We start from the raw sequence: 17,925 nt of genomic DNA, 5'->3' as shown, positions 1-17,925 counted from the left end.
ACGGAGCCGGAATGAGACAATACCGGATTGCCGACGTGACGACGATCAACGCCCTGACCCAAGATTACCGCCGCTTCCGCTTCGCCACCGCGCCGATGATCGACTGGACGGACCGCCATTGCCGGTTCTTCTTCCGCCAGCTTTCGAAGCATGCGCTGCTCTATACTGAGATGGTCGTCGCCGACGCGGTGATCCACGGCGATCTCGAGCGGCTGCTCGGCTTCGATGCGGCGGAGCATCCGGTTGCGCTGCAGCTGGGCGGGTCGGATCCGGAGAAGCTGGCGAAGGCTGCGGGGATCGCCGAGGGCTTTGGCTATGACGAGCTGAATCTCAATGTCGGCTGCCCCTCCGACCGCGTCCAGTCCGGCGCTTTCGGCGCATGCCTGATGCGCGAGCCGCAGCTCGTCGGCGAGTGCCTGCAGGCGATGCGCGAGGCCGTGAGGATCCCGGTCACCGTGAAATGCAGGCTGGGCGTCGACGACCAGGACACTGAGCCGGCGCTCGACGCGCTGGCCGATGCCGCGGTGGCCGCCGGCGTCTCCGCCATCTGGGTGCACGCGCGAAAAGCCTGGCTGCAGGGGCTGAGCCCAAAGGAGAACCGCGACGTCCCGCCGCTCGACTACGCCCGCGTCCACCGGCTGAAGCAGCGGCTGCCCGATATGTTCGTCGGCATCAACGGCGGCCTGTCGACGCTGGAACTGGCGGAGGCGGAGCTGGCGCATGTCGACGGCGTAATGATGGGCCGCGGCGCCTATCAGGATCCCGGCCAGCTCGCCGAGGTCGATGCCCTGTTCTTTGGGGCGACGCCTGCGCCGGTCGACTATCTCGCGGTGGTCGCCGAGATGGCCGACTATTCTGCCCGGCACATCGCCGCCGGCGGCCGGCTGGTCCATGTCACCCGGCACATGACGGGGCTCTTCACGGGTCTCCCCGGCGCCCGCCGCTGGCGCCAGACGCTGTCCGATGCCGGCGCCCGCCGGGATGCCGGGCCGGAACTCTTCGCCGAGGCGCTGAGCCATGTCGACCTCGACGCCCCGGCTCGCGCGGCGGCCTGAAGCGGCCGCCTTGGCGCGCAGGTGTCCGCGGGCGCTCAGTCCGTCAGCGTCAGCCGCTCGCCGCGAAAGTCGAATGAAGAGAGCGTGCCGAGAAAGCTCATGCCGAGGAGGCTGAGCCCGTCGCCGTCGCGGTCCATCACCGCCGCCTCGACGTTTTCGCGGACGATGCCGCCGATCTTGACGTAGCTGAGCCGGACCGGCGCGGCGCGGGCCGGGCCGTTCGCGGTCATCACGCGGCTGGTGTAGCCGAGCCCGGCGACGTCGATGCCGATGGCGGCCGCCGTGCCGCGGTCGAGCGCCACCAGCGAGGCACCGGTGTCGACGAGGAAGTTGACCTTCTGGCCGTTCACGACCGCGTCGACGTGGAAATGCGCATCATCCGCCCGCAGCACACGCACTTGGGTACCGTCTCCAGCGACGGTGATGACATGGCCGGGCATCAGCTCGGCCAGCATCCGGTCGCCGACTTCGCGCAGTTCCAGGCGATAGCTGTAGAGGCCGATCAGCAGCACGAAGGCGAGCGCCCAGGCGAGCAGGCTCTTTGCGGCACCTGCCAGATTGGTCCTGAGGACGCCGAAGAGGCTGGCCGCGATCACCAGGGCCCAGATGCCGGCATAGGCGCTCTGGCCGAAGTCGTCGTCGCTGAGCCCGCCGATCCGGCCGCCATCGTTCAGCACGAGGAGGAGGACGACGCCGGCGATGAGGGCGAGGACGAGGATCAGGAAGCCGTTACCGCGCACGCCTCAGCCCTCGCGGGGCAGTCGGGCGGGCGGGATGGGCGTCTTTGACGAGGACAGCGCAGACAGCCGCGCCGGAAGTGCCGCTATTACCGCGCGCCGCTCTGCCGCAGACGCCGCCGACCAACCGCCGATCTCGGTGCCGCTGCGGCCGCAGCCGAGACAGAACCCGCTGCCGGGGTCGAGCACGCAGACCCGGGTGCAGGGGCTTTCGATGGTCATCGGGTTCCGTTCGCGAGTGGGGCGGATCATGCGGCTGCGGCTGCCATGTAGGCATACCCGCGCCAGTCGCCAAGCCTCAGGCCATGTCCTGGAACGCCGGCATGACTTCCAGCACCCGCGCATGCGGGAAGATGGCGATCGCCTCGGTACCGACGCGCAGCTGCGACTTCAGCACGAACTCGCCATCGTGCATGTGGCAGAGCGCCTGGACGATGGGCAGGCCGAGGCCGGTGCCTTGCTCGGCGTTCTTGATCGCGCCGGAGCCCTGGCCGAAGGAGGAAAGAACGACCGGGATCTCGTCCTCGGGAATGCCCGGCCCGTCGTCGCGCACCGAGACATACTGGCCGCCGCCCGCCGTCCAGCCGACGCGCACGGTGATCAGCCCGCCGCGCGGGGTAAATTTTACCGCATTGGAGAGGAGGTTGATGATGATCTGGCGCAGCGAGCGCTCGTCGGCCCAGAGCTGCGGCAGCTCCGGCTCGAACTGCACCTCGACGGCGATCCCCTTGGACTGCGCCTTCAACTGCAGGAAGGCAAGCGAGTCGCGGGCGATCTGCGTCAGCTCCACCGCCTCCTCGTTTAGCGCGTAGCGCCCGGCCTCGACACGCGACAGATCGAGGATCTCGTTGATGAGGTCGAGGAGGTGCTGGCCGGAGACGTGAATGTCCTTGACGTAGTCCTTGTACGTCTCGTTGCCGAGCGGCCCGAGGATCTCCTTGGAAATCACTTCGGAGAAGCCGAGGATGGCGTTGAGCGGCGTGCGCAGCTCGTGGCTCATGGTGGCGAGGAAGCGCGATTTGGCAAGGTTTGCCTCCTCCGCGCGCCGCCGGGCCTCGTCGGAATTGATCCTTGCGGTCTCGAGCTCGGCGATCAGCTCGTCCTTTTCCGCCTGGTGCTTCATCCGCTCGATGGTGTTGCGGCGCAGGTGCTCGGCGACGACGGTGAACATCGGCACGGCGCCAATGACCATGGCGTGCATGGCCAACGCCACCGGCTCGGTCCCGGTCACCAGCTTGACGACCAGGGTCAGGATCAGCGGCGCGAAGGCGACGGTGACGACGGAGCGCAGCGTGGAGGAGACCATGGCGGTCAGCGCCACCGCCAGCAGCAGGATTGCGAACTGGAAGATGTCGAAGCGCAGCGGGGCACAGGTGTTGCAGTCGAGGCTGGCGAGATAGGCCCAGCCGGAGCCGGCGGCGGCATGGCCGGCAAGCAGCAGCCGGCCCCAGCGGACCGCATCGAGGCTCTCCGGGCTTTGCCGGGCGAACCGCCGGGTGATGGCGTAGAGGACGAGGTACCCGGCCAGTGCCACCAGGCCCCAGACCAGGGCGCCAACGGCGCCGATGAACACCGACAGGCCGAAGCCGGTCAGAAGGATCGGCAGCGGCATCGCCACCGCAGCGGTTTTGAGCGTGTGCGCGTGATGCTGCAGCAGCTCGCGGTCGAAACCCGGCGTCAGCCGTCCGGCCAGCCGCGCACGCGCTGCCCGCAGCGTCTTGGACAGGTCCGCCTCGGACGCGCCGCGGCGGCGGCGGCCAAGACTTTTGCCATAACTGGGAGGGGCTGCGACAGACATGGGTGGGGGTTCGAAGGCTCCGCGTCGTACGATTCGTCGCGGCCCATCATCTTTCCCAAAGCTTAAAAAACTGCCTTAAGCAAATGCGAAACTTTGTGTCGACTGACGCTTTCGGCGGCCTTTCCAAGGCCGTGGCGTTCCACACGATGCCCTGCCGACATGGCAGCGGAACTCCTGCTATAACGGTCGGGACACTGACATGAGGCAGCGACGATGGACCGGCTCGACAAGAAGATTCTGAAGCTCCTGCAGGAGGACGCGACGCTTGCAGTGGCCGATGTTGCCAAGCGGGTCGGCCTGTCAACGACGCCGTGCTGGCGCCGGATTCAGAAGCTTGAGGAAGAGGGGATCATCCGCCGCCGCGTCGCCGTGGTCGATCCGGCCAAGGTGAATCTGCGCGTCACCGTCTTCGTCTCGATCCGCACCAACTCGCATTCCAACGAATGGCTGAAGCGCTTTTCCGAAGTGGTCGGGGATTTCCCGGAAGTGGTCGAGTTCTACCGCATGAGCGGCGACGTCGACTATCTCCTGCGCGTCGTCGTGCCCGACATCGCCGCCTACGACGCTTTCTACAAACGCCTGATCGCCCGCATCGAAATCCGCGACGTCTCCTCGTCCTTCGCGATGGAGCAGATCAAGTACACGACGGAAATGCCGCTGGATTACATCCAGCTGGAGAAGGAGCCGAAGGAGGCGTGAAGCCGCTCGACGGAGGGCTGCGGCGTGCATCTACTCGTCAGCTTCGTCATCCCGGGCTTGATCCGGGGACCGTATCGGGAAAATCGCAAACCCTTCAGCGTGGCTATCCTGGGCCCGCGCCGGAAACGGAATCGACAGCCGCAAACCTTTCCGTATCGTCATCCCGGACTTGATCCGGGATCCATTCCAAACCGCTGAACGAGGTCAGTCCGGCTGACTGTGCCCGCATTTTGTACCGGACCGAAAGCCTACACTTCGAGGAATGGATCCCGGCTCAAGGCCGGGATGACGAAGCTCAAAGGTTTGCGGCCCGTCGATTTCGACTGGCGGCTCAAGGCCGGAATGACGAACGCTGGACGTCTGAACCTCGGCAAGAAAAGCCGAATCCTCTGAATCGCTTGGCGTCAGCCTTTCACGCGGTGATTCACTCTCTTCATCTGACGAATCAACGCCTTCACACGCCAATTCATTACCTTCGCCTGACGTCTCAGCGCTGCAGGCGCGCGAGCAGCGAGGACGTATCCCAGCGCTTGCCGCCCATGCCCTCGACCTCGGCGTAGAACTGGTCGATCAGCGCGGTCGCCGGCAGCTTCGCGCCGTTGCGCTTGGCCTCTGCCAAGCAAATGCCCAGGTCCTTGCGCATCCACTCCACCGCGAAGCCGAAATCGTATTTGCCGGCGTCCATGGTCTTGTGACGGTTCTCCATCTGCCAGGAGCCGGCGGCGCCCTTGGAGATCACGTCGACGACCGTCTCGATGTCGAGTCCGGCCTGCTTGCCGAAGTGGATGGCTTCGGAGAGGCCCTGGACGAGGCCCGCGATGCAGATCTGGTTCATCATCTTGGCGAGCTGGCCGGAGCCGGCGGGGCCCATCAGACCGACCATCTTGGCATAGGCGGAGATGACGGGCTTGGCCGCCTCGAAGTCGGCTGCGTCGCCGCCGACCATCACCGTCAGCGCGCCGTTCTCGGCGCCGGCCTGGCCGCCGGAGACCGGCGCGTCGAGGAACTTCAGACCCTTTTCACGGGCGGCGGCGTCGAGTTCACGGGCGAGTTCCGCCGACGCCGTGGTGTTGTCGACGAGAATGGCGCCCGACTTCATCCCGGCGAAGGCGCCGTCTTCGCCCAGCACCACCGAGCGAACGTCGTCGTCATTGCCGACGCAGACGAACACCACGTCCGCACCCTCGGCTGCCTGTCGCGGCGTTGCCGCCGCGTTGCCGCCGAACTTTTCCGCCCAGGCTTTCGCCTTTTCCGGCGAGCGGTTGAAGACGGTGACGTCGTGGCCGCCCTTGGTCTTGAGGTGGCCGGCCATGGGAAAGCCCATGACGCCCAATCCGATGAAGCTTACCTTGGCCATGCCAGCTGTTTCCCGCGAGAGACGATGCCTAACGGGGTAGCAGACGGCGGCGTCGGGTCAACCCGGAAGGGGCTGTCGCTCTTCGCCTGCCGTGCGTTCCGGGTGGATTTCAAACCGGATCGTCCGGCCGACGGCAGTCGCGTATTTGACGATCGACGTCATCGACGGGGCATGCCGTCCGCTTTCCATGCGCGCGACGGCAGATTGCGTCGTCTTCATTCTGTCGGCGACGTCCTGCTGGGACAGCTTGGCTTCGGCCCGCGCCCTCGTCAGGGCTCGGGCGAGAGCGAACTCGTTTTCGAGGGCGTCGAACGCTGCCTTGACCGCTGGATCGGCCAGGAGCTCGGCGCGAAACTCTGCGTAGGGGATCGTTTTTGTCATCGAAAGCCTCTCATCCGCTTCAGTGCCATATCGATCTCTCGCCTCGGAGCCTTCTCGGTTTTCTTTACGAAGGCACGGACGACCACCAGTCGTTGCCGGGAAGCGGCGAAGTACAGCGCCCGGGCAATGCCGTCCTTGCCCTTAAGCCGCATTTCCCAGAGACCGCTTTCGAGCGGCCGGACATAGGGCATGCCGATCTCGGCCGGGCCTTTCTCGATCAGCATATCGACGATTCATGCGAAATGCGCGCGCACGTCAGACGGAAGAGCGAGGATTTCCCTCCGCGCTTCGTAGATCAGTTCCAGCGTCCAGACCATAATATCTCATTCCTGATATATGTCCAACCAACGCCAACTGAGTTTCCGGCTCTACCGCTTCAAATGCCGGATCAGCCGCTTCTCGACCGCCGCCGTCGCGTGCCGGAGCGCCTCGACGATGGCGAGGTAGAACAGCGCCGCCCAGATGTAGGTCTGGAAGTCGAAGGTCCTGGAATAGGCGCGCCGCGTCTCGCCAAAGAGGTCGTAGACGGTGATAATGGCGACGATCGCCGAGGCCTTGATCATCAGAATGATCTCGTTGGCATAGGGCCGCAACGCGACGATCATCGCCTGCGGCAGCACGATCTTCCAAAAGATCAGGATCGGCGACAGGCCGAGCGAGCGCGCGCCTTCCCACTGGCCGCGCGGCACGCTCTCGATCGCCCCGCGCAGGATCTCCGCCTGGTAGGCGGCGGTGTTCAGCGATATCGCGAAGATCGCGCAGTACCAGGCGTCGCGGAAGAACCACCAGAGGCCGAGGCTCTCGAACGTGCCGCGGAACTCGCCGAAGCCGTAATAGACGAGAAAGATCTGCGCGATCAGCGGCGTGCCGCGGAAGAAGTAGACGAAGACGAAGGCAAGGCCGCGCGCGACAGGGTTCTTCGCCATTCGCCCGAAAGCGATGGGAATGGAGACGAGCGCGCCGACGACGAAGCAGATCAGCACCAGCGAGATCGTCGTCCACAGCCCCTGGAGATAGAGCGGGCCGTAGCGCGCCATCAGCTCGGGGTCGTAGGCGGAGACGAGGTAGTAGAAGATGCCAAGGCCGGCGAGACAGATGAGGCCGAGGATGATCTTGCCGGCCAGACCGCTGCGCTTCTGGATCACGGGGGGCGCCGGGACGGTCATCGCGACGCTCCGCTGCGCTTGGTCCAGTGGTCGATCCGGCCGATCACCACCGAGGACAGCATGGTGAGGACGAGGAAGATCGCGCAGGCGATGCCGAAGAACAGGAAGGGCTCGCGTGTGACGCGGGAGGCGATGCCGGCCTGGCGCATGGTGTCGGCCAGGCCGACCACCGAGACCAGCGCGGTGTCCTTCAAGAGGTTCATCCAGAGATTGGCAAGGCCCGGCAGAGCGATCTTGATGAGCTGCGGCAGGATGACGGAGATCATGATCCGCATGCGGGACAGGCCGAGCGCCTTGGCGCCTTCCGTCTGCCCGATCGGGATCGCCCGGAAAGCCGACAGGAAGACCTCGCTGGCGAAGGCGGAGAAGACGAGGCCGAGCGCGATCATGCCGGCGAGGAAGGATGAGACGGTCAGCGCCGGCAGGCCGGTGGCACCGGTCAGCGCGTTGATCGCGCTCTGTCCGCCAAAATAGACCAGGAACAGCGTCAGCAATTCCGGCAGGCCGCGGAAGACCGTGGTGTAGATGTCGGCGGACAGGCGCATCGCTCTGTCCTCGGACTGCTTGCCGAGCGCCAGGGCGAAGCCCGCGCCGAGCCCGAGCGGCAGCGTCGCCAGCGCCAGCGTGACGGTGACGACGACGCCCGCGAGGATGTCGTCGCCCCAGCCCTCGGGGCCAAAGCCGATCATCGCCCAGTCAGTCTGCATGCGCGCTCCGCGATCGTCGTGGTTCTGGTGTACCGGGTGGGGAGCCGACGCCTGGGGGATGCCGGCCGTCGGTCGGCACGTTGCAGCGCGGCAGCAGGCCGCCGCGCCGCGGTCTCATGCGGGGCCTACTTGGTCTCGGCGCCGTAGACGTCGAACTTGAAGTACTTGTCCTGGACGGTCTTGTAGGTGCCGTCCTTGCGGATCGCGACGATCGCGTCGTTGAACATCTTCTTCAGCTTCTCGTCGCCCTTGCGCAGGCCGATGCCGGCGCCGACGCCGTAGATCTTCGGATCGGCCGGCAGCGTGCCGAGGATCTTGCAGCAGCTGCCTTCCGGGCTGTCGATCCACTGTGACAGGACGACGACGTCGTCCATCACCGCGTCGAGGCGGCCATTGCCGATGTCGAGCTTGTACTCTTCCGAGGTCGGGTAGACCTTGATGTCGCTGTCGGGGAACAGCGCCTCGGCGGCCTGGCTGTGGGTGGTCGAGCCTTGCGCGCCAATCGCCTTGCCGGAAAGCGCTGCGGCCGTCGCCTCGGTGATCGGGCTGTCCTTTGCCACGGCGATCGCCGGCGGGGTGTTGTAGTACTTGTTGGTGAAGTCGATCTGCTTCTGGCGCTCCGGCGTGATCGACATGGAGGCGATGATCGCGTCGAACTTGTTGTTCTGCAGCGCCGGGATCATGCCGTCCCAATCCTGCGCGACGAACTCGCACTCGGCCTTCATCTGGGTGCAAAGGGCTTTCGCGATGTCGATGTCGAAGCCGGTCAGCTCGCCGCCGGCGGTGAGGAAGTTGAACGGCGGATAGGCGCCCTCGGTGCCGATCTTGATCGTCTTGTAATCCTTCGCCGAATCGTCTGCCTGTGCGGCGTTGAAGCTTGCGGCCAAAGCGAGCACCGCGACGGCGGCGGTGAGGGTACGGGCAAAACGCATGGACTTCTCCGGTGGTGAGCAGGCGTCACGGGCCTCGACATTGGGCATGCCTGTTATAGCGGCGATACTTCCATGGCTGTCGTAAAAAGTGCAACAGCTGTCATCGTAGCCTCACGCCTTTTCAACGGCTGGGTTCGAAGGATCTTGCCGCTCCAAGATCTTCCGGCGTGTTGACGTTGAAGAACGGGTCGCCGCCGGGTGCGCCGTCATCATCGGGGAAGTCGATCGCCGCAAAACCAATGAGGTCGAGGAACCCGCGGATCGCATGCTTGCCCGGCGCGCTCAGGAAACCCGGCAGGGCGTCGAGCGAGGCTGTCGGCCAGACTGCCACCGTCGGCTGCAGGGCGCCGGCACGGCGGGCAACGCAGGCAAGGCCGGCCGGTCCGGCCATCAGGCGGGAAACGAGGTCGCCCGGCAGGAACGGCGTGTCGCCCGGTACGGTCAGGAGATGCGTCACGCCCGGATGGTGCGCCCCAAGATAGGCAGCGGCCGCGTCCAGCCCCGCCAGCGGGCCTGCGAAACCGCCGATCCGGTCGGGGATCAGCGTCAGCCCGGTCCCGGCGAAGGCATCGGCATCGTTGGCGCTGAGCAGCACGGGCGCGGTCTCGGCGCCAAGCCTCGCCAGCACATGATCGAGGAGGGTCAGACTGCCGAGGCGCAGCAGGGGCTTCGGCACCGCGGCACCCATGCGCGCGCCCCGCCCGCCGGCCAAGATCAGCGCGGCGACCTTTACTGGCGCAGAAGCGGGGGCAGCGATCATACGACTTCGGTCTCCGGCAGCGGCGCAATCCCTTTCACCCGCTCGCGATAGAAGGTGTAGGCGCCGCTGAGCATGATGATGAGGGTGCCGAGCAGCACCCAGCGATCCGGTATTTCCTCGAACCAGAACACGCCGATGAGCAGCGCGAACAGCAGCACCGAATAACGAAACGGCGCGACGAAGCCCATGTCGCCGATCCGCATGGCGGAGACGATGAAGATGTAGCCGACGCCGATCATCACCGCTGCGACCGCCAGCATGGCCATGTGCGTCCCGGTCAGCGGCACCCAGCCGGTGGCCGGGATCATCAGGCCGCCGACCAGCGTCACCACGAGGGCGGTGACCACCGAAACCTGCAGCGAGGGCACGGTCTCGGGCAGGCGCCGTGTCGCGAGGTCCCTGACCGCAGCCGAGACCACCGAGGCAAGGACGTAAAGCGAGGAGGCGGTAAAACCCTCGAGCCCCGGCCGCACGATGATCAGCACGCCGACGAAGCCGGCGCCGATGGCGCTCCACCGCCGCCAGCCGACCGGCTCGCGCAGAAACAGCGCAGCGCCGAGCGTCACAGTCAGCGGCAGTGCCTGAAAGATCGCGGTGGCGTTGGCGAGGGGCAGGTGGCCGAGCGCGGTGATATAGAACAGCGTACAGCCGACGTCGCCGGCGGTGCGCAGCATCACCAAGGGCTGGCGCAGGATCCTGAGCGAGAACGGCACCTTTCGCGTCCAGGCGATAGCGATCAGCAGCAGCGTCGCCATCAGCCCGCGCACGGCGATCAGCTGCGGTACGGCAAGGTCCGCGGTCAAAAGCTTGACCAGGCTGTCATTGATCACGAAGGCCGCCATCGCGAGAAGCATGAAGAAGCTCGCGCGGACGTTGTCGGAGAAGGCGAGGCGCGGCAGGAGGGACACGGCGGACTGCTGGCGAGAGGGCGATGGCCTGCTTTACGCGAGCCTTGCCTTGTTGGCGACGGTCTTCGCCGGATCTCGCGACACCCCCGGTGTTCCATCCCCGATCCTTCGATACGGGCTTGCCGCCCGGCCGCTGCGGGCGTTCAGCCGGCGGTTCCGTTGGCTCGGGAACCGGCCGGAACGTTGATTCAAGTCTGACGAATGAAAATTTATCTTCTGTCCTTAGAATTCACTCGACCGGCGCCTCCCGATGCGTCGCACGCTCCTCTGACGGTGCCAGATGATCTCCATGCCTGAGACGCCGTTTCCATCGCCGTCCGAAGAGCCTGAAACGGCCGGGGGGGCTGTCTCGCGCCCGACCGACGTCACAGGTTCTCTCTCCAGCCTCGACATGACCGAGGGTGCGCTGCTCCGCCAGTTGATCGACCAGGCGCCCGATATGATCTTTGTCAAGGATCAGGACAGTCGCTTTGTCCTCGTCAACTCGGCGGTGCTCGACGTCACCGGCCATACAGATGCGGCGAGCCTGATCGGCCGCACCGACTTCGACTTGACCGAACCCGGCTCTGCCGAGCGCACGCGCGCGCTGGAGCAGCACATTATGGCCTCGGGTGAGGCGGTCCTCAACCTCGAGGAGCCGGTGGTCAATACGGGCGGCGTCCAGACGACGCTCTCGACCTCGCGCGTGCCGCTCCGCAACGGCGAGGGTGAGATCGTCGGGCTGATCGGCGTGGCGCGCGACATCACGGAGTGGAAGGCCGCCGAGGAGCAGCTCCGCCACCTCACGCAATACGACCTCCTGACAGGGCTTCCCAACCGGGCGCTGATGAAGGACCGCCTCGCTCAGAACCTGATCCAGGCCGAAATCCACCGCTCTAAGCTGATGGTCGTGGCGCTGAATGTCGATCAGTTCAAGCGGGTGAACGACAGTCTCGGCTATGAGAAGGCTAACGGGCTGCTGATCATGATTGCCGAGCGGCTCGGCGGCCTCCTGCATTCCGCCGACACCGTCGCCCGCATCGGCGGCGACGAGTTCGTGCTGCTGCTTGGCGAGCATCCCGCCACCGACATGCCCATCCTCGAGGCGCTGGCGAAGCTGAGGACGCTGATCGCCGAGCCGTTTTTATGCGCGGGGCAGCCGCTGCACATGACCTGCAGCATGGGCATCGCCGCGTTTCCGGACGACGGGACCGATGCGGAGACCTTGCTGCGCAATGCCGACGCGGCGATGTACCGCGCCAAGCAGTCCGGGCGCGACACCTTCCGCTTCTATGCCGCGGAGATGAACAGCGCGGTGGTGGAGAAGCTGTCGCTCCAGGAGGACATGCGGGCGGGCCTTTCGCGCGGCGAATTTCACCTTCTCTACCAGCCTCAGGTTGATCTCGCTTCCGGCCGCATCTTTGGCGTCGAGGCGTTGCTGCGCTGGCATCATCCGACGCGCGGCCCGATTGCGCCGACGGTCTTCATTCCGATCGCCGAGGAGTCCGGCATGATCGCCGACCTCGGAGAATGGGTACTGCGCCAGGCATGCCGGCAGAACCGCGCCTGGCAGGAGGCCGGACTCCCGAACGTCACCGTCGCGGTCAACGTCTCGCCGCGCCAGATCCGCGAGAAGGATTTTCTCGCCAAGATCGGCAGCGCCCTGGAGAGCAGCAGGCTGGACAGCTGCTGGCTCGAGCTGGAGATCACCGAGGGCGTCATCATCGAGGATATCGAACGGGCGATCGCCACCTTGTCCGAGATCAAGGCCATGGGCGTGCAATTGTCGATCGACGATTTCGGCACCGGTTATTCGAGCCTCAGCGTCCTCAAACGTCTGCCGCTGTCGCGGCTGAAGATCGACCGCTCCTTCGTCAGCAATCTCGAACACGACGGCAGCGACCGCGCCATCGCCACCGCGGTGATCTCTCTCGGACGCGAGTTGCAGCTGAAGGTGATCGCCGAGGGCGTCGAGACGGAGGAGCAGATGCGCATCCTCAAGGAGAATCGCTGCGACGAGATGCAAGGCTATTATTTCAGCCGTCCCGTCGATGCGCCGGCGATCGCCGCCCTTCTCGCACAAGAGACCCGTCCCGCCTGACCGGCAGTCCAACGCAGTTGCAAAACTTGCCAACTTCTTTCCAAGAAACTGCCGCGTTCAGACAATCCTAACGTCTGCGGTAACGGGACATCCTGGTTCGGGTGGATAATGGGCCTCGATCTTTTTTCGAGGATGAGCCCCCATGTCCGACCCCGTCTCGCTCGTGTCGCCGCCGGCGCTCCGGCCGGAGCTCGACAAGGCGATCCTCCAGCCTGCCGAACTCGGGCAGTTCTACAACCTGCAAGAACAGCGGATGATTCTGCCGATCCACTACCGCGACGACTGGACCCGCCACACGGCCGAGGAGGCGGCGCTATCCTTTCCGGTTGCGCCGGTAGTCGCTTACGGCGCACCGTCGGTGTCGGTACGTGTGGATCGGCCGGTGGCCGCCGATCGTCCGGTTGCGCCTGCCATCTACCCGGCGCTTCGCATGCCCTCCGCACCAGAGCTGCCAAGCGCCGGCGAGCGGGCGACGGTGCCGGGGACGGAGGCGTGTAACCGCCCGGGTACAGCTTCGCCTGCCGCCGAGCCACTGACTTATGGCGGCGACGTCGCGAGAGTGCGTCAGCTCACAGCTGAAATCCTGGCCAACGGCGAATTCGTCCCGCTCGTCTTCCAGTATCGCCAGGCCGGCGACCTTCTGCCGGTCACCGACACGGTTCAGACGACGACCGTCGCTGCGCGGCGCGTGGCATCGGTCTACAAGGCGTTTTGAACGGGCTTGAAGCGGATCGGACGGCGGAGCGGCACGCTCTTCAACCGCCGGTCACGCTCATATGGCGCGACACGGCCGGGCGGCGCGTCGTCCGGTCGATGATGAAGTCGTGGCCTTTCGGCTTGCGTCCGATAGCCTCGTCTATCGCCTGCGACAGCAGCTCGTCGCCCTCGGAGGCGCGGAGCGGCGCCCGCAAATCCGCCGCGTCGTCTTGGCCAAGGCACATGAACAGCGTGCCCGTGCAGGTGATCCGCACGCGGTTGCAGCTTTCGCAGAAATTATGCGTCATCGGCGTGATGAAGCCGAGCCGGCCGCCGGTCTCGGCGACATCGACGTAGCGGGCCGGTCCGCCCGTGGCATAGCCGCTTTCCCGCAGCGTAAAGCGGCTTTCGAGATCGGCTCGGACTTCGCTCAGCGGCAGGTACTGGTCGGTGCGGTCCTCGTCGATCTCGCCCATCGGCATGGTCTCGATCAGCGTCAGGTCCATGCCCTCGCCATGCGCCCAGCGCAGCATGTCGGGAATTTCGAGGACGTTGAAACCCTTCAGCGCCACAGCGTTGAGCTTGACCTTGATGCCCGCCGCCTGCGCCGCCTTGATGCCGTCGAACACCCGATCGAGCGCGCCCCAGCGGGTGATCGCCTTGAACTTATCGGGATCGAGCGTGTCGAGCGAGACGTTCAGCCGCTTCACGCCGCAATCGGCGAGTTCTGCCGAGAAACGCTGCAGCTGCGAACCATTGGTCGTGAGCGTCAGCTCATCGAGCGCCCCTGTTTCGAGGTGACGCGACAGGCCGCGGATGAGGTGCATGACATTCTTGCGCACCAGCGGCTCGCCGCCGGTCAGCCGCAGACGCTTCACGCCCTTGGCGACGAAGGCGCTCGCCAGCCGGTCGAGTTCCTCGAGCGTCAGGAGATCGCGCTTCGGCAGAAAGGTCATGTCCTCCGCCATGCAATAGACGCAGCGGAAGTCGCAGCGGTCGGTCACGGAGATCCGGAGATAGCTGATCGCGCGACCGAAAGGGTCGATCATCTCGGTCCCGTTCGCGCGAGCAGGCGCGCTGCCGGATGGCGACGGGCTATCGTTGGGGAACGCGATGGTGCTGTTCAGCCCGAGAAGATTGCGGAGGGGAGGGGCTTGGTTCATAGCATCGCTCATCCGACCTATGTGGAAGCTGGCTGCAGGGAGGTCAACCCGACCGTAAGCCGGAGCGGCAGAAAGGCAGACACATGTCCGAGACGACCATCGCACCCGAGGAAATCCGGGTTTCGAAAGACCGCCGTACCTTGACCGTCCAGCTCGCCGGCGGCGGCACGGACGCCTTTTCGGCCGAGATGCTGCGGGTGCTCTCGCCCTCGGCGGAGGTGCAGGGCCATTCCAAGGCGCAGCGGATCACCGTCGGCGGCAAGCGCGAGGTGGGGATTCGCGACATCGTCCCGATCGGCCATTATGCCATCCGAATCGTCTTCGACGACGGCCACGACACCGGGATTTTCACCTGGTCCTACCTGTCCGAACTCGGCCGAAACCGCGATGCGCGCTGGAACGCCTATCTCGCGGAACTCAGCGAAAAGGGCCTGCGGCGCGAGCGATAAGAAGGTTTGCCGGCCTTAGGCTAATGCTGCGCTCAGCGGGAACGAGGTCCTGAATTCGGTGAACTCAACGCGGTTCCGGCCGTTCGCCTTCGCCTCGTAGAGCTTTGCGTCGGTCCGGCGGAACAGCGTTTCGAAGCTAATGGCATTGCGGAAGAAGATGCCGCCGACGCTGATGGACAGGGCGACGGGCTCGCCGTTGCGGCCTATCAGCGGCATTGTCTCCGTGGCATGCCGGAGCCGCTCGGCCGTCGCCTCCGCAGACAGCATGCCAGCGCCCGGCAAGAACAGCCCGAATTCTTCGCCGCCGAGCCGTCCGATCACATCGCCGGCCCGTGTGACGTTGCGCAAGTGCTCGGCGATGCGGCAGAGGGCCTGGTCACCCATCGCGTGGCCGTAACGGTCGTTGACCTGCTTGAAGTGGTCGGCATCGATGATGAGGAGGGCGCCGCGCCCGCCTTCGGACGCCGCGATCTCGTCGAGCTCAGCCCGGACCCGGTTCGCAAACGCACCGCGGTTGAGGAGCCGTGTGAGGCCGTCATGGCTGGCCGCGTGGCGCAGCTCGGCATTGCGCTGCGCCATCTCGCGCAGGCGGAGGCGGATGTAGCCGATCAGCGGGGCGCCGAGCATGACCGGCAGCACGACCGCCGACAGCACCGCGCGGCCGAGGTCAGTCGGCTCGATCCAGAGGGCAAGCGCGAGGTTGAACACCAGCGCCGCGGCCATCCAGATGACGATGCCGATCGCGGTCGGCAGCGCCGCGGCGCCGGCGCGCCATCTGTGGAAAAAGCTCAGCATTCTGCAAGTGCCGTGATCGGAGGGTATGGGCCGGAATGGCATTGTCCGCGTCGAACGATGAAGGTCCGCGCGCTCAGTTGCTTCTTGCGCTTGCGAAAGTCCGCCGTTGGCGGCGCTCGCTGAGCGGTCAACCGGTGGAGGTGGTCTCGGCGACGAAGGGCGGCAACTGGTCGAAGGCCGTCTTCAGCGCGTCCGACCAGCCCTCGGAAATCTTCTGGTAGTAGGGGTCGCGCTGATCGAAGCGGCGGCGGTAGCCGGTCGCCAGGCTATCGGACTCGTAGAACTGCATGTCGATCGGCAGGCCGACGGACAGGTTCGACTTGATCGTGGAATCGAATGAGACGAGCAGCAGCTTCGCGACATCCTCGAGCGCCATGCCCGGCTCGTAGGTGCGGATGATGATCGGGCGGCCATATTTGTGCTCGCCGATCTGGAAGAATGGATTGTCGGCACCGGCCTCGATGAAGTTGCCCTCGGGATAGATCATGAACAGCCGCGGACGCCCGCCCTTGATCTGGCCGCCGAGCAGGAAGGACGCGCCGAACCGGCTGTCGGCCCGCTGACCGGACGGGCTGGTATAGCTGATCACCTCGCGCAGCGTGTCGCCGACGAGCTTGGCCGTCTGGAACATCGAGGGCTGGTTGAGGATCGCCGGCTCGCGGTCCACGGGGGCAAGACTGCGCTCTTCCAGCAGCGACACCGTCGACTGCGTGGTGGCGAGGTTGCCGGCGCTCAAAAGGCACAGGAAGCGCTCGCCCGGCACACACCAGGTCTTCATCTTGGAGACGACCGAGATGTTGTCGATGCCCGCATTGGTGCGGGTATCCGACATGAACACCAAGCCGCGATCGACAAGAAGGCCGACGCAATATGTCATTGCTTGCACATCCCCTAGAGCGTCCAGCGTCCTGTAGGACGCCCGTGGGACGCTCTTTTCCGTTGACCCCAGCACAACTTATGCCGATCGGACGAGTCCACCCGAATGCCGCTTAAACCAGCTGGTCGACCCGCCGCCCTGCCGCTGCCGAACGCAGCGGCCGATCCGGTCCGGTAGAGCGCAGTACAGTCGAACTACCGTCGTCTGCAAGCGCCGAGCGGCACTCGTTACCTCGTCGATCCCGATTAGTATGGTTCCCAAAGGGACTGAAAGCCCTTCTCAGTCGCCACTCCAGGGGCAAATGAGCGCCGCTCCCGAAAGTTCATCGATTCTCGCGTCCGTATCCGAAGCATTGTGGAAAGGTGTGGATGTTAGCCTGCTACCTTCCCCTTGCGTCAGACTGCCCTGCCGCTGCCTCAAGCGTAAAAGCGATAGGTCTGCGCGATCTCCACAGCGAGGCGGTTGTGGTCGATCATGAAGCCGGTCAGGAACTCATGCAGGCCACCGTTGATGACCTGGTTCACGTCGCAGGTGCGGAAGTGGCCGTAGGTCTTGACCGCCGTTGTCTGACAGTCGTTCGGCGCATCGAGATTGCGGGCGAGCGAGCCGAGGCTCTCCTTGATCGAGTTGTAGCAGTGCGCCAGCGAGCGCGGCATCCGCTCGTTGAAGATCAGGAAATCGATGATGTCGGAGGCGCGGTAGTCGGTATCGTATTCCCAGGTGTAGGAGCGGTGCGCCGAGACCGAGCGCAGGATCGAGCCCCACTGGAAGTTATCCAGCGATGAGCCGACCGAGGAGTGCGTCGGCAACAGCACCCAGTATTTGACGTCGAGGATGCGCGCGGTGTTGTCGGCGCGCTCCACGAAGGTGCCGAGGTTGCAGAAGTCGAAGATCTCGTTGCGCAGCATGGTGCCGTAGAAAGCGCCGCGCATGTAGGCGCACTGCTTCTTGACCATGTCGAGGACGGCCGGCAGCTGCCCGTCGCGCAGCGGCATCTGCAGCCGGCGCTTGAGCAGGATCCAGCTCTCGTTCAGCGCCTCCCAGCTTTCGCGGGTCAGGGCCGTGCGCACCATGCGCCCGTTCATCCGCGCCGTCTCGATCGAGGAGAGGACACTCGACGGGTTGTCGTAGTCGCTGAGCAGGAAGTCGACCATCTGCCGTGGCTCGAAGTCGGGATATTTCGCCTTGTAGGCGACCTCGACGCCGGCGGTGACCAGTACGGAGTGCCACTCGTCCTGCTCTGAAGAGAGGTTGGTGAGCGAGAGCCTGAGGCCCGCATCGATCAACCGCGCCATGTTCTCGGCACGTTCGATATAGCGGTGCATCCAGAAGAGGCCTTGGGCGGTGCGTCCGAGAAGCGCCATG

At 65.3% G+C, this 17,925-nt stretch carries 20 protein-coding genes; 5 read left to right on the top strand and 15 right to left on the bottom strand.

Annotated features, from left to right (window positions below; all coding sequences use genetic code 11):
* Window positions 1-11 precede the first annotated feature (11 nt).
* Entirely contained in the window at window positions 12-1,055 is a 1,044-nt protein-coding gene (gene dusA / locus ACZLZY_RS11825) for a tRNA dihydrouridine(20/20a) synthase DusA (RefSeq protein WP_472934103.1), read from the top strand.
* Window positions 1,056-1,090: 35 nt separating this feature from the next.
* On the opposite strand, the gene ACZLZY_RS11820 is transcribed toward dusA, so the two are convergent.
* The 3 genes from ACZLZY_RS11820 to ACZLZY_RS11810 form a co-directional block, all read right to left on the bottom strand.
* Entirely contained in the window at window positions 1,091-1,795 is a 705-nt protein-coding gene (locus ACZLZY_RS11820; protein WP_472934102.1) for a retropepsin-like aspartic protease family protein, read from the bottom strand.
* A gap of 3 nt (window positions 1,796-1,798) precedes the next feature.
* Window positions 1,799-2,014, bottom strand: coding sequence for a DUF1289 domain-containing protein (locus ACZLZY_RS11815; protein ID WP_472934101.1), 216 nt, complete (start codon window positions 2,012-2,014; stop codon window positions 1,799-1,801).
* 76 nt (window positions 2,015-2,090) lie between these two features.
* Window positions 2,091-3,590: a sensor histidine kinase gene (locus ACZLZY_RS11810; RefSeq protein WP_472934100.1), complete on the bottom strand. Its 1,500-nt coding sequence runs from the start codon at window positions 3,588-3,590 to the stop codon at window positions 2,091-2,093.
* Window positions 3,591-3,803: 213 nt separating this feature from the next.
* On the opposite strand from ACZLZY_RS11810, the gene ACZLZY_RS11805 reads away from it, so the two are divergent.
* Window positions 3,804-4,289, top strand: a complete 486-nt coding sequence (locus ACZLZY_RS11805; RefSeq protein WP_472934099.1) for an Lrp/AsnC family transcriptional regulator — start codon at window positions 3,804-3,806, stop codon at window positions 4,287-4,289.
* A gap of 487 nt (window positions 4,290-4,776) precedes the next feature.
* Here ACZLZY_RS11805 and ACZLZY_RS11800 read toward each other — a convergent pair whose 3' ends face one another.
* From ACZLZY_RS11800 to ACZLZY_RS11765, 8 genes are all read right to left on the bottom strand, one after another.
* Window positions 4,777-5,646, bottom strand: coding sequence for an NAD(P)-dependent oxidoreductase (locus tag ACZLZY_RS11800; RefSeq protein WP_472934098.1), 870 nt, complete (start codon window positions 5,644-5,646; stop codon window positions 4,777-4,779).
* A 57-nt stretch (window positions 5,647-5,703) separates the two neighbouring features.
* Entirely contained in the window at window positions 5,704-6,027 is a 324-nt protein-coding gene (locus ACZLZY_RS11795; RefSeq protein ID WP_472934097.1) for a type II toxin-antitoxin system RelB family anti-toxin, read from the bottom strand.
* A complete protein-coding gene (locus ACZLZY_RS11790; RefSeq protein ID WP_472934096.1) occupies window positions 6,024-6,251 on the bottom strand; it encodes a type II toxin-antitoxin system RelE/ParE family toxin in 228 nt (75 codons plus the stop codon). Before ACZLZY_RS11790 ends, ACZLZY_RS11795 begins: the two co-directional genes overlap by 4 nt.
* A gap of 144 nt (window positions 6,252-6,395) precedes the next feature.
* Window positions 6,396-7,193 (bottom strand): ABC transporter permease, encoded by a 798-nt coding sequence (locus tag ACZLZY_RS11785; protein ID WP_472934095.1) that lies wholly within the window; start codon window positions 7,191-7,193, stop codon window positions 6,396-6,398.
* Window positions 7,190-7,900 carry an ABC transporter permease gene (locus ACZLZY_RS11780; protein ID WP_472934094.1) on the bottom strand — a complete coding sequence of 237 codons (711 nt, stop codon included), beginning with the start codon at window positions 7,898-7,900 and terminating at the stop codon, window positions 7,190-7,192. Before ACZLZY_RS11780 ends, ACZLZY_RS11785 begins: the two co-directional genes overlap by 4 nt.
* Window positions 7,901-8,025: 125 nt before the next feature.
* The gene (locus ACZLZY_RS11775) at window positions 8,026-8,832 is read right to left on the bottom strand and encodes an ABC transporter substrate-binding protein (protein ID WP_472934093.1); all 807 of its coding nucleotides are present in this window, start codon (window positions 8,830-8,832) and stop codon (window positions 8,026-8,028) included.
* A 121-nt stretch (window positions 8,833-8,953) separates the two neighbouring features.
* Complete coding sequence (gene mobA, locus ACZLZY_RS11770) at window positions 8,954-9,592, bottom strand: molybdenum cofactor guanylyltransferase (protein WP_472934092.1); 639 nt, start codon at window positions 9,590-9,592, stop codon at window positions 8,954-8,956.
* Window positions 9,589-10,500, bottom strand: a complete 912-nt coding sequence (locus ACZLZY_RS11765; RefSeq protein ID WP_472934091.1) for a DMT family transporter — start codon at window positions 10,498-10,500, stop codon at window positions 9,589-9,591. The genes mobA and ACZLZY_RS11765 overlap by 4 nt, the downstream gene beginning before the upstream one ends.
* Window positions 10,501-10,789: 289 nt before the next feature.
* On the opposite strand from ACZLZY_RS11765, the gene ACZLZY_RS11760 reads away from it, so the two are divergent.
* Both ACZLZY_RS11760 and ACZLZY_RS11755 read left to right on the top strand, forming a co-directional pair.
* On the top strand, window positions 10,790-12,580 hold the full coding sequence (locus ACZLZY_RS11760; RefSeq protein WP_472934089.1) for a putative bifunctional diguanylate cyclase/phosphodiesterase: 1,791 nt from the start codon (window positions 10,790-10,792) through the stop codon (window positions 12,578-12,580).
* Window positions 12,581-12,722: 142 nt separating this feature from the next.
* Window positions 12,723-13,295, top strand: a complete 573-nt coding sequence (locus ACZLZY_RS11755; RefSeq protein ID WP_472934088.1) for a hypothetical protein — start codon at window positions 12,723-12,725, stop codon at window positions 13,293-13,295.
* A gap of 40 nt (window positions 13,296-13,335) precedes the next feature.
* On the opposite strand, the gene moaA is transcribed toward ACZLZY_RS11755, so the two are convergent.
* The gene (gene moaA, locus ACZLZY_RS11750; RefSeq protein ID WP_472934211.1) at window positions 13,336-14,325 is read right to left on the bottom strand and encodes a GTP 3',8-cyclase MoaA; all 990 of its coding nucleotides are present in this window, start codon (window positions 14,323-14,325) and stop codon (window positions 13,336-13,338) included.
* A gap of 197 nt (window positions 14,326-14,522) precedes the next feature.
* On the opposite strand from moaA, the gene ACZLZY_RS11745 reads away from it, so the two are divergent.
* Window positions 14,523-14,888, top strand: a complete 366-nt coding sequence (locus tag ACZLZY_RS11745; protein ID WP_472934087.1) for a gamma-butyrobetaine hydroxylase family protein — start codon at window positions 14,523-14,525, stop codon at window positions 14,886-14,888.
* A gap of 15 nt (window positions 14,889-14,903) precedes the next feature.
* On the opposite strand, the gene ACZLZY_RS11740 is transcribed toward ACZLZY_RS11745, so the two are convergent.
* The 3 genes from ACZLZY_RS11740 to ACZLZY_RS11730 all read right to left on the bottom strand — a co-directional run bounded on the left by ACZLZY_RS11740 (window position 14,904) and on the right by ACZLZY_RS11730 (window position 17,924).
* On the bottom strand, window positions 14,904-15,683 hold the full coding sequence (locus tag ACZLZY_RS11740) for a GGDEF domain-containing protein (RefSeq protein ID WP_472934085.1): 780 nt from the start codon (window positions 15,681-15,683) through the stop codon (window positions 14,904-14,906).
* Between the two features lie 127 nt (window positions 15,684-15,810).
* The gene (locus ACZLZY_RS11735; RefSeq protein ID WP_472934084.1) at window positions 15,811-16,560 is read right to left on the bottom strand and encodes a proteasome-type protease; all 750 of its coding nucleotides are present in this window, start codon (window positions 16,558-16,560) and stop codon (window positions 15,811-15,813) included.
* 416 nt (window positions 16,561-16,976) lie between these two features.
* Window positions 16,977-17,924: an alpha-E domain-containing protein gene (locus ACZLZY_RS11730; RefSeq protein WP_472934083.1), complete on the bottom strand. Its 948-nt coding sequence runs from the start codon at window positions 17,922-17,924 to the stop codon at window positions 16,977-16,979.
* Between the last annotated feature and the right edge of the window lies 1 nt (window position 17,925).

This window comes from Mesocryomonas lacus (assembly GCF_055730135.2).
Note: the sequence above shows the minus strand (reverse complement) of the source record. Positions and strands in the feature narration are given on the sequence as shown.